The organism is Ehrlichia minasensis, from assembly GCF_004181775.1.
Classification (GTDB): domain Bacteria; phylum Pseudomonadota; class Alphaproteobacteria; order Rickettsiales; family Anaplasmataceae; genus Ehrlichia; species Ehrlichia minasensis.
Genome location: NZ_QOHL01000007.1, coordinates 34,070 through 50,378, shown reverse-complemented (window position 1 = coordinate 50,378; position 16,309 = coordinate 34,070). Strand labels below are relative to the sequence as shown.

13 protein-coding genes and 1 pseudogene are annotated in these 16,309 nt (G+C 29.4%); 6 read left to right on the top strand and 8 right to left on the bottom strand.

The window, feature by feature from the left end:
- From DRF75_RS05040 to mfd, 6 genes and pseudogenes are all read left to right on the top strand, one after another.
- A pseudogene (locus tag DRF75_RS05040) lies at positions 1 to 681 on the top strand (hypothetical protein); the annotation flags it as partial.
- A 414-nt stretch (positions 682 to 1,095) separates the two neighbouring features.
- Entirely contained in the window at positions 1,096 to 1,683 is a 588-nt protein-coding gene (locus DRF75_RS02220) for a hypothetical protein (RefSeq protein WP_129992584.1), read from the top strand.
- A 377-nt stretch (positions 1,684 to 2,060) separates the two neighbouring features.
- Positions 2,061 to 2,729, top strand: coding sequence for a hypothetical protein (locus DRF75_RS02215; RefSeq protein ID WP_129992583.1), 669 nt, complete (start codon positions 2,061 to 2,063; stop codon positions 2,727 to 2,729).
- Positions 2,730 to 3,213: 484 nt separating this feature from the next.
- On the top strand, positions 3,214 to 3,870 hold the full coding sequence (locus DRF75_RS02210) for a hypothetical protein (protein WP_129992582.1): 657 nt from the start codon (positions 3,214 to 3,216) through the stop codon (positions 3,868 to 3,870).
- Positions 3,871 to 5,266: 1,396 nt separating this feature from the next.
- Entirely contained in the window at positions 5,267 to 5,545 is a 279-nt protein-coding gene (locus DRF75_RS02205; protein ID WP_129992581.1) for a hypothetical protein, read from the top strand.
- 857 nt (positions 5,546 to 6,402) lie between these two features.
- Positions 6,403 to 9,774, top strand: a complete 3,372-nt coding sequence (gene mfd / locus DRF75_RS02200; RefSeq protein WP_129992580.1) for a transcription-repair coupling factor — start codon at positions 6,403 to 6,405, stop codon at positions 9,772 to 9,774.
- A 228-nt stretch (positions 9,775 to 10,002) separates the two neighbouring features.
- On the opposite strand, the gene DRF75_RS02195 is transcribed toward mfd, so the two are convergent.
- From DRF75_RS02195 to DRF75_RS02165, 8 genes are all read right to left on the bottom strand, one after another.
- Positions 10,003 to 10,302: a hypothetical protein gene (locus DRF75_RS02195; RefSeq protein WP_045170940.1), complete on the bottom strand. Its 300-nt coding sequence runs from the start codon at positions 10,300 to 10,302 to the stop codon at positions 10,003 to 10,005.
- A gap of 626 nt (positions 10,303 to 10,928) precedes the next feature.
- Positions 10,929 to 11,468 (bottom strand): hypothetical protein, encoded by a 540-nt coding sequence (locus DRF75_RS02190; RefSeq protein WP_129992579.1) that lies wholly within the window; start codon positions 11,466 to 11,468, stop codon positions 10,929 to 10,931.
- Positions 11,469 to 11,678: 210 nt separating this feature from the next.
- Entirely contained in the window at positions 11,679 to 11,951 is a 273-nt protein-coding gene (locus tag DRF75_RS02185; protein WP_045170941.1) for a hypothetical protein, read from the bottom strand.
- 554 nt (positions 11,952 to 12,505) lie between these two features.
- The gene (locus tag DRF75_RS02180; RefSeq protein WP_129992578.1) at positions 12,506 to 12,835 is read right to left on the bottom strand and encodes a hypothetical protein; all 330 of its coding nucleotides are present in this window, start codon (positions 12,833 to 12,835) and stop codon (positions 12,506 to 12,508) included.
- Between the two features lie 313 nt (positions 12,836 to 13,148).
- The gene (locus tag DRF75_RS02175) at positions 13,149 to 13,460 is read right to left on the bottom strand and encodes a hypothetical protein (protein ID WP_129992577.1); all 312 of its coding nucleotides are present in this window, start codon (positions 13,458 to 13,460) and stop codon (positions 13,149 to 13,151) included.
- A 110-nt stretch (positions 13,461 to 13,570) separates the two neighbouring features.
- Positions 13,571 to 13,696, bottom strand: coding sequence for a hypothetical protein (locus DRF75_RS05195; protein ID WP_276318948.1), 126 nt, complete (start codon positions 13,694 to 13,696; stop codon positions 13,571 to 13,573).
- Between the two features lie 529 nt (positions 13,697 to 14,225).
- Complete coding sequence (locus DRF75_RS02170; RefSeq protein WP_129992576.1) at positions 14,226 to 14,927, bottom strand: hypothetical protein; 702 nt, start codon at positions 14,925 to 14,927, stop codon at positions 14,226 to 14,228.
- 721 nt (positions 14,928 to 15,648) lie between these two features.
- Positions 15,649 to 16,140, bottom strand: a complete 492-nt coding sequence (locus DRF75_RS02165; RefSeq protein ID WP_045170945.1) for a hypothetical protein — start codon at positions 16,138 to 16,140, stop codon at positions 15,649 to 15,651.
- Positions 16,141 to 16,309: the final 169 nt, after the last annotated feature.

Here is a 16,309-nt window from a genome sequence, read left to right as displayed (position 1 = left end):
ACTACTGCATCAGAAGCAGCAAGTTCTATGGCTTCTACAATAACTTCAACACTATATAACACTACAAGTGCTACAACTTCTGTAGCAAATTCACCAGTTTTTAATGCTACTAGAGCTACAACAGAAGCATTGAATGCTACAGTCTCTTCAGCAACTTCAGCGCTATATGATGCTACAAGTACTATAACAGAAATAGTAAGCTCAGTAGTATCTAATGCTACTAGCACTGCACAAGAAACAGTAAGCTCTGTTGCTTCTACAGCAACTTCAGCGCTATATAATGCTACAAGTGCTATAACAGAAACAGTAAGCTCAGTAGCATTTAATACTACTACTACTGCATCAGAATCTACAACAACTACTACAGCACCTGACGCTAATGCATCTCTTTCAATTTTAATAGTCGTAGCAATGGCAATATGCTTTTATTCAATAGTATATTATCTTTGTAGATTACATGATAGAGAGGAACTTGCACAACGAAGAAACGCGGCCTATAATAATGCATATAGTGTTAGAAGAACACGTAACGGTATACAGCAGGAATATATTGAAATGCAGCCTTTGAGAAGTGTACGAGTTGTAACACCAACAAATGAAGTGTCACCAACTACATCTCTGCTCTCACCAAATGTCACAGAACACACGACAAACACACAAGATCATGATAAGACACAATAAAACATACGTTATTTCTTACATGTCTTAGCAAACTATATTAAATTGTATAAGAATAGGGTACATTAACCTCTTAATATCACATCAGAGATACAATAATTTCTAATTATTGTTTCCTCTGATTAATTGATTATCTATCTAGACTTTTAGTACAAGAAATCCGAGGTACATATTAATACAAACAATACATATAATACACCCTTTAAAAGTCCTCTAATGCAGTAAAATATAAAGCATAAATCTCTTTGTGTAACTAACTCCAATCCATAAAATATTAAAGAAATTGACTAACAAATTTAGTAATTTTATAATTATAATAATAAGGGTTCTCTACCTAAGATTAGTAAAATCATTTTACACAACTGGTTAAATATAAATCTTACAGATAAAGTTTTTAATTAATTCAGGAGGTAAGCTATGCCAGGTAATAGTAGTCTTAGTACAACACATCCAAGTATGTTATCCAGCACTAGTCATAATATAACAACCTATGCAAACAATACTACTACTTTATCTACAGAAACTACAACTGGCATTACAACACCTTCAACAACAAGTAGTATAATAACTAATGTATCAAATGCCACATCAAGTATAGTAAATAATGCTACTTCTGCACTAAGGTCAATATTCACCAGTTCTGCTAACAGAACAGCATCTAATAATACTACTAGCAGCAGTAGTAGTGATGATAAGAGCAGCACTTATACTCTTGTTGCTGTTTGTGTAGTAATTTTTATCATGCTGATTGGCGGTATGATATTTTTTAAGTATAAATTATCACGTCGAACAGCTGCTAATATCAAGCATGCTAATGAACAAAAAAACAAAAGGCAACAACAAAGAAGTTCTGATAGTTCTGATGTCTCTCTCTTAGGATACCATGATTACTCCGGGCTTCAAGCAGAGCATCATTTAGAACGTCAAGAATCCATGGTTAGGCTCAATAATATTTTTGTTAATGAAACACCTCAATCTAACAATACGCAGTCTAGAAATACATAACCATAAGTTAGTGCCGAGTTTTGCTGATTTTTTTCTACATTGTAAATGTAGTAGATCATATTAAAGTTTCAAAGCATATCAGAGATATAATAATTTCTAATTATTATCTTCTCTGATTGCTGCACTTGATTAAAAAATCATCAGTAATAGTCAAATTTTTAAACATAGTTAAAGTGTAAAACACTGAAATATCATATATGACAAGAACATTATTACACTCAAATTATACCAATCCATAATAGAAATATTGACTAATGTGTTAATTAACTTATTATTATTAAGCGTGTTCACATTAACTAGGTAAAGTCCATCGTTCAACATGTGCACTTGCTAGTAAGTTATATCTCACTAATAAAGAATTTAACAATCAGGTAAAAATGCCTACTAACCATACAAACATTACAGGGTATACTACAAATGCATCATCTGTCCCCCCCCCCCCTACAGAAAATAGCACATCTCAGCTTGTAAATAATATAACGAGTACTATCGTAGATACAACAACTAGCAGTGCTGCAACAGTCAGTGATACAGTCACAAATGCTATTAATAATACAGTAAGCACTGTAACACAAACTGCAGAAAATATTTCTACTGCACTCACAAATACAGCTTCTACTATTAACTCTACAGTAAGTTCAATAATAAACGATGTCACATCATCTGTTATTAACCACACAACACACTCTACAACAAATACTACTCAAGATACAAGCAGTTCTACACCAGGATTCATCGCTTTAGGTTTTGTACTATTCTGTGCATTACTTTTTATGTTTGCAGCTTATGTCTATAGAAACTATTATCGCAATAACCGTAACACTGGTGGTTACATAACCGTAATAGAAGAAGATCTTGAATACCCACGAGGATTACTAGGATCTATTATGGATGACTCTCTCTCTGATTCAGTGTTTGAAACATCAGAAACTGAAAGTGATTCACCTATACAAACAAACTATGAACCAGTTCCAAGTACAGCTTTATCTATATCATCTGATACAGTAGAAAATCCGGAGGGAGCATATCAGACAACTAAATTATAATAACCAAAATACAGCTACTTTCTATATTTTACTTAATTGTCTACTCAACTGCATTAAAAAACCTAAACACGCAGTACATCAAAAATATAACAATTCTTAGTTGCCAATTTTTTCTAATTAATATTCTTTAATCAAAAAATTATCTCTAATAATTACATTGCAGTAATACATGCAAATTTTACACTTTTAAACACAACAAAGTCATATTAAATAGTAACATCCCTACAGAACTGAATAAGATAAACACATTACCCAAATATAAATTCTTTCACAGAAATAATACATTTAAATATAAAACATAAGGAATTAAGTAATATTAACTTACTATTAGCAAATATATTTATATAAATTAAAAAAGTATATTTTATTTTCATTAATTCAACTATTTAAAGTAATGTAAGTAAAAAAATCTATATCTGCAAATGGTAATTTAAATAAAAATTTTTAATATATTAAATTTTCAATTAACCCACTCAGGTAAACTATGGACAACAATACTACAACAAATACAAGCACATCAGCTAATGCTACAGAGAGTACTACACAGAATACTTCTACCACACTTGCACAAAATATTACTCAGTCTACACTAAATTTTGTAACAAATAACTCAACACAATCTACAACATCACCAACAAGTAATAGCACAACCTCTGCTGGTACCACACAAAATAACTCACAACAAGATCACTACAGCAGCATCTTTATATTTTTTGCATTTGCTGTATTGACATTTGCTTGTCTATTATACTTATTACGCGGTAGATTTCGGTTTAATAATACCGGTACTACTCGTCCTGCTAATAGGAAAAAAAATGTAAGACTTACATCCAACACACAATCTCAAAACGAACAAAACTTAGAACCACAAACTCCACGAACCCCACAATACTATGATTATTCCAGTTTTAGATCAGAATTGAGCGATAACGAGCTGCCTACAGATTTACAACCAACTGATAGTGTGGAACCTTGCTCTTCTGAACAACATAACGGTTCAGGACCACAAACTCCAGAAGCACCACAATACCATGATTATTCCAGCCTTAGATCAGAATCGAGCGATAATGAGCCACCTACAAATTTACAACCAACTGATAGTGTGGAACACTGCTGTTCTGGACATGAACACACTCTATAATACTTTAAAGATGTATCACTATTTATATACTGTGTTTATTTAATCAGCAAATCCTATTAAAATTATTCAGACAAACAAATTGTATTAATGTCGCATCTTTCATAGATACAATACTGTTAGCCATTGTTTTCTCTGCTTGAACTAATGTTTAGATGAAATTTTTCTAAAAAACTTAGAATTATACATCAACTAAAATCAATTATATACTATAAAGCCATAACTACACAAAATGCTTATAACTATCACCTATATACTAAACCTTTGATTAACACATATACAAATTTAGGTAACCTATTTTACTGTATACTATAAATTCATAGTTATTCAAAATGCATACAAAATACACTAACTACTAATAACAAGTTAACTATGTCCCATCTTAAAAAACACCAACTATCAAAAAATTTACTTTCGATTTGAACTATGCGAAAATTACTAAAGTATAATCTTCTACTATACATGCTAACTTTATCACGCAATAAGTTACAATACTAGCAACACATAAAATTATAATTCACAATCAGTATTGAAAAAACAATTGAACTTATATTATTCTAATTAAATACTTATTAAGTCATCACAATATTATTCTATCACCAACACAGCAATAATTTGGTTATGTTTATTAACAGCAAAACCATTCCGTTCAGAAAATAATCTACACTTATAAAAAAGTTTTACAATAGAGTTGATCAGTAGAAGTTTACCGTATTTTTCTATTATACAATTACTCCCGTTCTACATTATAAAAATAGTGGATGCATATTCTCTTTAATTTTCTTTCTTACGCTTTTTTTTACTTAATCTCCATGCTAGCCTACTTATCTGATATATAAAAACATTTAATAGCAAAACAGATATATCACTAATAAAGAAAATACTGTTAAAAAAATAATAATAACTATAAATCTATCAACAGCAGAGCTAATGTTCATTACAACAGATATTAAAATTATAGAAAGCATTTCAACAATATTGTCATACCAACATTATCTATACATCGTTTTAAGCTTACTTAAACATACTATTTACATAATTGCTAAATAGGATCTACTATAGACAAAAAATGAAAACAAAACGCATATCTGTAATGTCACAATATATCCATTATAGTAAGATAAATAAATGCATTAAGTTTAATTACAATCATACAATCACTAACTTGCGATTTTTACAAGTACTATACTAAAAAATTTCTTAATTAATATTAAATACAATTAAAGTTCTAACTATATGAAAGAAAATCCTAAAAATAAATAGGAAAAATTAACAATTATTTAAATTACCTCGATATATCTAACTTATACCTAATACAAACCTACTGCAGGTTTTATGGGCACAGGTTTACTCATGGTGCTCTTGGGACTTGCATTATCTTGTATACTATTCTGTATTTGTGAGATATTTAAATGTTGTAACGAAAAACCAAATAACTTTAGAAGACATACTATTAGAAATACTGTTGCTAACAATGATAAACATAGCACTTCAAAACAACAACATAATAATGATAAAAACTTTGACAATCACAGTACTCAAACATAATCAAAAAACAAACAATCATGTTATTATTGATACTACTGACTCTTCTAGTGATACTATTCCAACACCAACTTTTGATACACCAGCAAAAAGTAATATATTTGGTATTTTAGAAGAAAAATTATTTAAATAATATTACTCCAGCTTATGCTAGTGTTTCGTAAACTAGGTAATGGAAATTTAAAATTTATCCTAATGTGATATTTTTCAATTGTAAAGTTCTACAAAATTTTAGGTCTCTCACGTTTTCTATCAGTGATGTCACTTCATAAAATATCAGAGCAGTACAACTAGGTTATTTATATCGCAATTAAGCTATACTTATATTATAAACTGCATGTTCTTATTTATAACCCATAGTAGAAGTACACATAATAAAGTTAAGCATGTATTATAATTTCATAACATTCCAAATTTAAGTATATTGTCTCTAGATAATATTGTAGCAATTGGCAATTCATTATATACTATAGAAAAATACTACATAAGTAACAAAACAGATCAGAGAACTGTTTTACTAAGATACATTCACATAAAATACACGGTACATGCCATACTTCAGAAAGAGCTATTAGCTCTATCTAAAAATATCATACAAAAACTAAGCTATATGAAATATTAATAAACAAAAAGAACAAAACTACAGCATTATATAGATAATACACAACAATAACCTATCAACCTATTATGTATGTTAAATAAAAATGTAATATAAAAAACTATATAAGCAACAGCAATTACAATAAAATAGCATAAACTCTAGAGCACAAAAATTTTGTAGTCAGATCAGTTACGTTAGCCCCAAAACAAATACAGCTTAAAATACACCTATCAACTATAAGATATCTCTATAAGTAATATATCAATCTATATTACCAACTTTACTATTATGAACTATTATAAATATTTCTGTGCGTTAAACATAATATATTTCCGTAGATTGCATTTTTTTGTTTACAATATCAATTACTAAAATCATTAAAATATTCTATGAGTAATATTAATAAATTTCTCAACATTTCACAAACATTTGAACCGTTTGTTATTATACAAATGTATGTGAAAAAACTTATCAGTTCTGCAATATATATAGTAGATAAAGAAACACAATTACATGACCTAGCCTCAATATTCAATTTCTACATTCCAAGCCTTGAAGTTATCACATTCCCTGCATGGAACTCAATTCCATACAAAAAAAATTCACCACACAATTCGGTAATGGCAGAAAGAATTAAAGTTCTATACTCACTAACTACTAAATGTCACGACACACCTTATATTATCCTTTCAACAACTAATGCAATTATGCAAAAAGTCCTACCTCAAAATGTTATATTACAATCAGTACTAAAAATCACACTACAACAAAACACTACAAAAAATGATATAGAAAGATATTTAACCAATTACGGATATAATCAATATTCAACAGTACAGGATATAGGCGAGTTTGCTATTCGCAATAACAGTATTGACATTTTCCCAATGACTTACAAAAACCCTATAAGAATTCATCTACACAATAATTTTATACAATCTATTAATTATTTTGATCACACTACACAATCAATAGAGAGCAACTCCTTTTTAGATGAGATTTTGATCTACCCAACTTCTGAAATAATCAAACAAAAAGCAACTATAGATCTCTTTGCTAGAATCTACAAAACAAAAACAAATCAAGATCAAAATTTACTAGATACAATAATTTCTGGCAAGAAACATATAGGAGAGGAAAATTTCTTACCCTTATTTTACAAGGAAGAGTTAAAAAATATTTTCAATTATATACCAGAGCACTCTACAGCAATTTTTAGTGATAGAATCATTAAAGAAATAGAGCAGTATAACAGCCAAATATATCTAAATTATAAATCCCAATTATTTTATCAAGTACCTCCACATCAACTTTACATTAATCCTGAAGATTTCAAAGCTATAACCCAGCATAAGATCATATTTTCACAATCTGACAATGCTACTCAGAATTTAGTAACTACAAGCACACAAAGTTTTAATATTACAACAAAAATTCAACATGTTCCAAACCTCAAAGCTTTAGCACAAGATAAACAAGTCAATATATTTACAATTCTAACACAATATATAAATACCACATGTCAGACAAAAAAATTAATAATAGCATGTAATTCTATTGGCTCTTTAGAATACATACAAAATAAACTTAAAACATTAGGTATTGAACTATATAAAATCAATCACTACCAAGAGATCCGTTATTTACATAATATCACTATATTACCAATCAATCAGAGCTTCATAACAAAATCCACTATTGTGATAGCAGAACATGACTTACTACATAAACAAGAAGTGACAAATAAGAGTAACATTTCAAATCTGATTAACAATACTACCAATTTAGACATTGGTGATATAGTAATACACAAAGATTATGGCGTTGGAAAGATAGTAGAACTTGAAACTATTAAAATACTTGATAGTTATCATGATTTCATAAAAATAGAGTATCATAATAATGACAAATTATTTTTACCTGTAGAAAATATCAATCTCATATCTAAATATGAACAACAAAATTCTAATGTTGTACTAGATAAACTGGGTAGTACATCGTGGCAACAACGTAAAACTAAAATAAAAAATCATATCAAAAAAATTGCAAGAGAATTATTAGCTATAGAAGCAGCAAGGAAATTATCTACAGGTCAAATTTTTTGCAAAGATGAAAATTATCAACATTTTTGTAACGAATTTTCCTATACCGAAACAGAAGATCAACTACAAGCCATAAAAGACATGGAACATGACCTATCAAGTGGCAAAATAATGAACAGATTAATTTGTGGAGATGTAGGCTTTGGAAAAACAGAAATAGCACTACGTGCAGCATTCTTAGTAGCAAACAAGAATTACCAAGTAGCAGTTATAGTACCAACAACTTTATTGTGCAGGCAGCATTTTATTGTGTTTACCGAAAGATTTAAAAAATTTCCAAATATCAAAATCAAACAACTATCTAAAATAGTTGAAAGATCTGAAATCAAGAAAACAAAAGAAAGTTTATCATGCGGTCAAGTACACATAATAATAGGAACACATGCTATATTAGCAAAGGATGTTACTTTTGCTAATTTAAGCTTGTTAATTATCGATGAAGAACAACAGTTTGGAGTAAAACAAAAAGAATCATTAAAAAAAATAAAAACAAACGTTCATGTAATTTCATTATCTGCAACTCCAATACCACGCACACTATATATGTCATTATGTGGAATAAAAGATTTAAGTTTAATAAAAACAGCTCCAAAAAACAGATTGCCAGTAACAATTTGCACAACATATTATGATGAAACGATAATAAAAGATGCCGTAATACGTGAATATAATAGAGGAGGTAGAGTATTCTATGTTTGCCCACAAATTAGCAACATACAAAGCATTAGCGATAACCTAACAAAATTAGTACCAGGAATTAAAATCAATACTGCTCATGGACAACTTCCATCAGCACAGCTTGATACAATAATGAATAATTTTTTTGATGGTAAATTTACAATACTACTCACTACATCAATCATAGAATGCGGATTAGATATTCCATTTGCTAATACAATCATAATACATAATGCAGACATGTTTGGACTAGCTCAACTTTACCAACTAAAAGGCAGAGTAGGACGTAGCAACACAAAAGGTTTTGCATATTTTATATTATCAGAAAAAGTAACAAATAAATCTGCTACCAAACTAGAAATTATACAATCAATAAATTCTATAAATTCAGGATTTACTTTATCACTACATGATATGGATATCAGAGGATTTGGAAATTTAGTAGGAGAAGAACAATCCGGTAATATAAAAGATGTAGGGATTGAATTATATCAACAAATGCTAGAAGAAGAACTTAATATTCACAATGAAAATACCAAAGATTTTGACCATATAAATATCAGTATAAATGTTAACATCAGAATTCCTGAACATTATATTAAAGACATAGGACTAAGGATGCGTGTATACAAAAAAATTGGCAATCTTAAGACAAAAGAAGATATAGATAACTATCATATAGAGTTAATCAACAAGTTTGGCAATTTACCAAATGAAGTAGAAAATTTACTAAACACTATATATATAAAGCAACTGTGTGCAAATATTGGCATCTATGAAATTGAGCAAGTAAAGAACATTATCTACTTAAGGATTCAGAGTAATACAACATTCAAACAAGAAGTACTGAATTATTTTATCAATAACCCTCTGATTTTCAAGATACAAAACAATAGCATATTAATGCTAATCAACAATAGCTTTTATTGCACTACAAGTTTTATTATACACCATCTTAGTAAAATAAATGCATTAAACTGAAGATAATCTTTATTCATACATTTATCACAGGATAAAATAAATAATAATAAACAACCTATGCATTAGCCACTATAATTACACTATGCAACTAAATAATGAAGCATAAGATCCCATTCCCTACTACATAAAAATAACTTAACATAGAATAAATTTATAGTTCACTAATAGATTATATAACCAAATTTTTTAATCATTATTTATTGATTAAAAAATACCATTAAGAATATTCTACCATAAAAAATAGCCTGATAGCATAATAAGGTCTACCACTATCTCTTCCATATTTTCATTTTGTGCTTCAAGATTTTCAGCATTTTCAAGACCCGGCCATCCAAAATTTCGATCTTCAACTTCTAGAGCTTCTATATCTAGGCCTTCAATATCTATATCGCCATTATGCGGCCCAATATCCTCTAAAACACAACTAATAATAAAATACAAAAACACCAAACCTAAATATGCAAAAACTATAGCATTTAAGTCAACTTGCACTTCATTACTACCATCATCATCTCTAGGAAATAGCATGAACAATACTTACAATCAGCATAACACATTTATTATAACATAAATAATTCAGTAGTATAAGTCATCTAACTCAACAATAAAAAACTATATACTCATTGATTAACAAAGTTATCGTGATTAACCAGAAATATGCTACATAACTAATTGTATTATCAGGCATTCTAAAAAATATTGTAAGCAGAATAGTTTAGCAACAAATAATATAACATATGAACGATCAACTATATAAAAACTTATTTTTCATTTTTTTATAAAAACACATAGGAATAAATACCGTTAAATCACTCTACCTAATGCAAGATTATATATAAAGACTCAGTCTTGCACTCATATAACTTGTAATAATACTATGTAGCAGTGACATTATATTTTCTAAAAGCACAATAGTAAGTTGCTAATTTTCTTGACTTATACAGGAACATGTCTGAAGTATTAACATATTAAAACATATCAAAAGATATGAATGTTTATTATTAAATCTACTATCAATAATGTAGCATAAGAGCTCCATCCACTGTTGCATCAAAATAACTTAACATTAGAACAAATTTACATGTTACTAATTAGGATATATAACCAAATCTTTTAACCATTGTTTTTTGATTAAAAAATACAGTAAGAACATTCTAGCATAAAAAGTGGTTTACCAGTCTAAAACATCTTACTGCATCTGGATCATCCATATTTGCATCTGGCATCCCCCCCCCCCCAACATCCATGTTTCCAACATTCGCACCTTCAACATTCAGGTTTTCATTATTTTGGCCTTCATCATTTAGTTCTACATTATCTAAATCTTCACCATCCAGGTCTCCATTATCCGGACCTTCATCATCTAGATCTTCACCATTTATAATGTCAGCAATTATACCTTCTAGGTCTATATTATCCAGACCTTCACCATCCAGGTCTGCATCATCCAGACCTTCACCATCTATGTCTTCATTATCCAGGTCCCCATTATCCGGACCTCCACCATCTAGGTCTGCATTATCCAAGCCCTCATTATCTATGCCAATAAGTACCTCTTCACGTAGTCTCATATCCTCTAAAAGCCACACAGTAACAGCGCATAAAAATAAAAATGCTGAAAAGACTGCCATAATCAAACCTTTATGAGCGTCTCCTTCAGGATCATCAATAAAATCTTCCACGGGAAATAGCATACACAATACCTTCAATTAACATAAATAATTAAATAATATAAACTATTTAGAAAGAAACAAACACTAGCTGATTTATCAAAAATATTGTAACTAAAATAGATAACACTATATGGTTAACTGGTATTTTATTACATCAAAGTAATCCACAATAAAAAATTGTACAAGAAAATAGTTAAAACATCAAAATAACAACTACTATAAACAGCTAATTTAACTCCGGCTCAATTGTTGAGATACCACACTTTCTATACTTAAATCTACACCTTCGCGATGACCTTCATTTATTAAATCATCAGCACTAGCACCTTTACCTTGGGCAGATGCATCATCATTTGTTTCGTGATCAGTACCATCTGTTTTACTCTGTTCGCCATTAACACAATTTAAGATACTAATGTTCCTTTGAAACATGCTAACAAGCACCATCACTATCATAAGTACAAAGACAACACCAATAATTATACCAACACAATTATTATTCATATAAACACATACACTAAAACTACTTTAAGTAACAAATTGTATCACGCAAACTGCATAAGATAAAAAAACACATTTATCAAGGACATTTAGGAAACATAACTATATACTACCAACAGGGTATTCTACCAATGCAAGAGTGACATTCTTATTGCTAAGAACTTTTACTTTGTCATGTTATTTGTTATGCACCCATACTGCTATATAATCCAAAAAATTCTAATAACAAAACTACACACACTTTAAGATCAAATTACTTCTAATAATTTAAAGCAGGAAGAAAATAGTACACAAATACACCTTATCAATGCAAATACACATTTAAACATGTTATCAATTTCAACAATCACATAAACCACACACTAATGTTTTTTTAAATCATAAAATTGCACATAGCATATTGTTTTCTATGTACTTTAACACAACCTTAAAATATTGGAAGTTCCACTCATAGAACGGTCAAAAATTGACTCACCATTGACCATTACAAATTATGGATACAATTCTCTGCATTTTTTGCTTATTGTAATATACCAACTACAGACCAAAATTGCCATTTAACCTTTTTGATTGTATATACTACTCAGCTGTTGTAAATTCAATTCTTGCACTTCTTGTCGATGATCTCCATGCATTTGTCCCAGCCGATTCCTTACTTGTTCTTCAATGCGTATTCTATCCATTTCCTTTTCAAGACCCATAAACCCACAAGAAGCAAGAGCTGAAGGCTGCCCTCTTCTATCATCATGACTTCCATCACCAGGTCCACGCTGACCGTACTTACCGCGAGATAATACTTCTTGACACATCGATATCATTATAAGAATCGCTAATAAAACTATAATAGCAATAAAAATGCCTATAACAATTTCACCCTTTTTATCCATATAAACACCTAAAAACACACACTAAATTTCTCTTTTACTCTATTATTATAGAACCACTGCCTTACCATTTTTTTACATGAAATTGTTTAGCTAATCATATAAACAACAGCCTATTCAATAGGTCTACATCTAAAACTGATAGCTAAAGTTTACTTTCATACTATCATTACCTTTTTTAATACATGAATAGAGTTTCATTAAAACCATCCATGCCAAAACAAGGACTGCTACAAGAACTATAATACTAGATACACATATAAATTCAAATACACTAAACTCTTATATTCATGCTATTTAATCCTTTAATTAACAACTATCCACCACCTACTATCTGTCCTGAGCGCGAAGACTGTACTGTTTCTACTACCATGTCATGAAAACCTAAAACAAGTTGCTGCACTCTATTTCTGCTTAGTTGCCGTTCATTTTGTCCATCATCATCAAGACCTTGAGATTCATCAGCTAATGACGCGTCTTCTATATCAATATCATGTATTACTTTACTACCAATTTTTTGTAAACAAGCAAAAACTATTACCGCAAGTAACACACTAATGACAACTATCCCCAATATAATCATAGAAATAGTCAATGCACTATCAGTCTTCCACACACGAATACTCAAAAACACACACTAAACTTTTCATAAACAATTATATCACTTAATTTTTCAATTAACAAGTATACGGCTATAAAATACACAGTAGTCCTTACTGTCACACTGTTATTCTATCATCATACTACTCCTATTATCTCCTTCAAAATCTGATTATCTAAACTCTTCAAGTCAACAAACCATAAGTTGTTTACAATCGATTTCTGGCTTTCACATCTTACTCTTTCGTTATCATCACTTACCACATAGTCAGCCTTCCCACATATTACAACAATCCAGAGTCATTCCCAACATACAAGATATCACTACAATTAATTATGACCTCATCATGTACACAGCAAAAATTTCATAATTGTTTTTCATACAAATATTTCAAAACATCTAAATATATTCTTTTACCATGTAATTTATTCCCGACCCACTCCTATACCTTGGTTACTGCATTAATCTTGTACTCGTTACACCATCACCACCATTTTTCTCTAGTCTTGTTGTTATCTCTCATCTAGATGTTGTCTACTTGATTATCTAACACAACTTTTTCAAGGTATTCAAGCACTACTCTGTGCAAAGTTTCCAGACCATTACCATTTTCTTGCTTAACCATTACCTATTCTGCTACCTGCAATATAATCAATGACAGGTTATATAATACACTAACAAATCCCTCACTTAATATATCATGCATAGCAAGTGACAACATTAAGTGATTAGTAAAAACCAACTTAACATAATTCTAATGTAATTTATATCAATTTGTAAAATACAGAAATATTACAAAAATGCACTTTTCTCTGTCACTTTCTCTTCAACAACAACATTTTTAGATATAGTACTTAAAGACATTTCTTCGCAATCAATACTACAAGAAGAACCACATACATTAGGTACCACCCCACTACGTAATTCTTCACTAATATTACTAACAGGAAAATTCCCACCTTCTCCTATATCAATATTAGTTTGTTGCCTTACTATATCTCTCACAACATTACGACAGACAGCTTTTGATGCATTTTTACAATTAATACCATTATTCTGACCTTCTATTTCACTAAAAAATCTACGTAGCATGAGATCACGACTTCTTTCTTCTCGAAAACCACGCATAAAGTGATAACAAATATGACGCATTACACAAACAAACCCAATAGCAACCATACAATAGATAAATACATTCAAACCATGACTTGAATCAATTGCACTATTATTAGTACTTATAAGCACATTATCAACAGTACTATTTGCAACATAAGTAGTATAACTATTGGTTGTAGTTAATGTATCATGTAATGTACTAGATTCTGTCACTGCATGTGTATTACTACTGAAAAAAGGAATAACATAATTAACCACAGCATTATATACTACTGTTGCATTACTACGTATTACTTCTAGTGTACTATTTGCAGCATTATTAAAAAGACTTGAAGTAATAGAAGAAAATATATTCCCTACAGAACCTAGGAATGACATCAGTAAAAATTATAATGACACAACAATCATTGATTATAGCATAATATTTATAAGAGATCATTTGTTTAAATAATACTACAAAGTTAAAACCCATCTCTTCTTTATAAAATACTTTCATACAATATATAAACACAGTAAAACAATAACATGTATCATATTTAACGAATTCTACCTACATCATTACCTTAATCAACAACCTACAAATATAAAAACATATTATCAATACTTAATACATATTCGTAAACATTTTTCTCCACAATAATCAACATTTATACTTTTATAGGAAGAAATGTGAAACAATTAATATCTATTAAATATTGATATAAACAACCTATACAGTATATAGTACATATCAGTATCGGTACTATACAACTCTCCTGTATCAAAAGAACTGTTGAGACAACATATATCAACAAAACTGATAAATGAAGCAACCACAGAAATTTACCAAACACTAAGCAAAATTATTTAAATATTTCATTTTAATATGAAATTACATATTCTCTTGTACTAAGAGAATCATCGACTTAAACACACATAACAGCATTGACAAAATAATCATTAAAGTAAGATTTGCACCAATGCATATTCAAGATTAAATGATATATTCCCTTGTACTAAGAAAATTATGCCTAACATCCACAAAACATAGAAAAATGTAAGCTATAATAGAAAAATACTACTAACATAAACCATCTTTTTCTAACAAATATTACCATACTTAATTAAGATCATTAGCAGAATACACTACACACTCTCTATTATTACTAGGAGAACTAATTAATGTTTTTGGAAAATGTACTTCTTCTATTCTTTTTTCTCGCAGTTCAACATCATCTATTTGTTGTAGTTCTATTTCATCAGTAACAGTATTACAAGCAGCTGTGCCAGAAGTACTAGGTTCAGCAGATTGATCCATCTTTAATGCATTAGGACTCCGAGAACACCTCATATACCTTTCCCGTAACACAGTCTCATTAAGATTAAGCCAAAACATACATATTCCTATCGCAACTGCAATCAAAATCCCAGCTATAATCACAGCAATGGCAATTATATCATCTTGAGTTCTTCCATTACTATTAACACTACTATCCATTAAACCAGTCCGATTGACATCAGTATCATTAAAAAGTTGATCAAAGAAATTTAATCCAAAATCATCACTAGAATTTACAACATTGAAGGTTGAAGATTTTAAATCACTGAACATATAAACAATCCTTTTCTATTAAACAATATCATTAAAAAAATTAATATACATTTATAAATAAAAATATATTTATTAATAAATTATTACAATATTGCTAACTTTATAAAAAAGCAAGTTAATCTTTTAATTATTTTTAACACATAATCTTTTTAAACTTTTATCATTGACG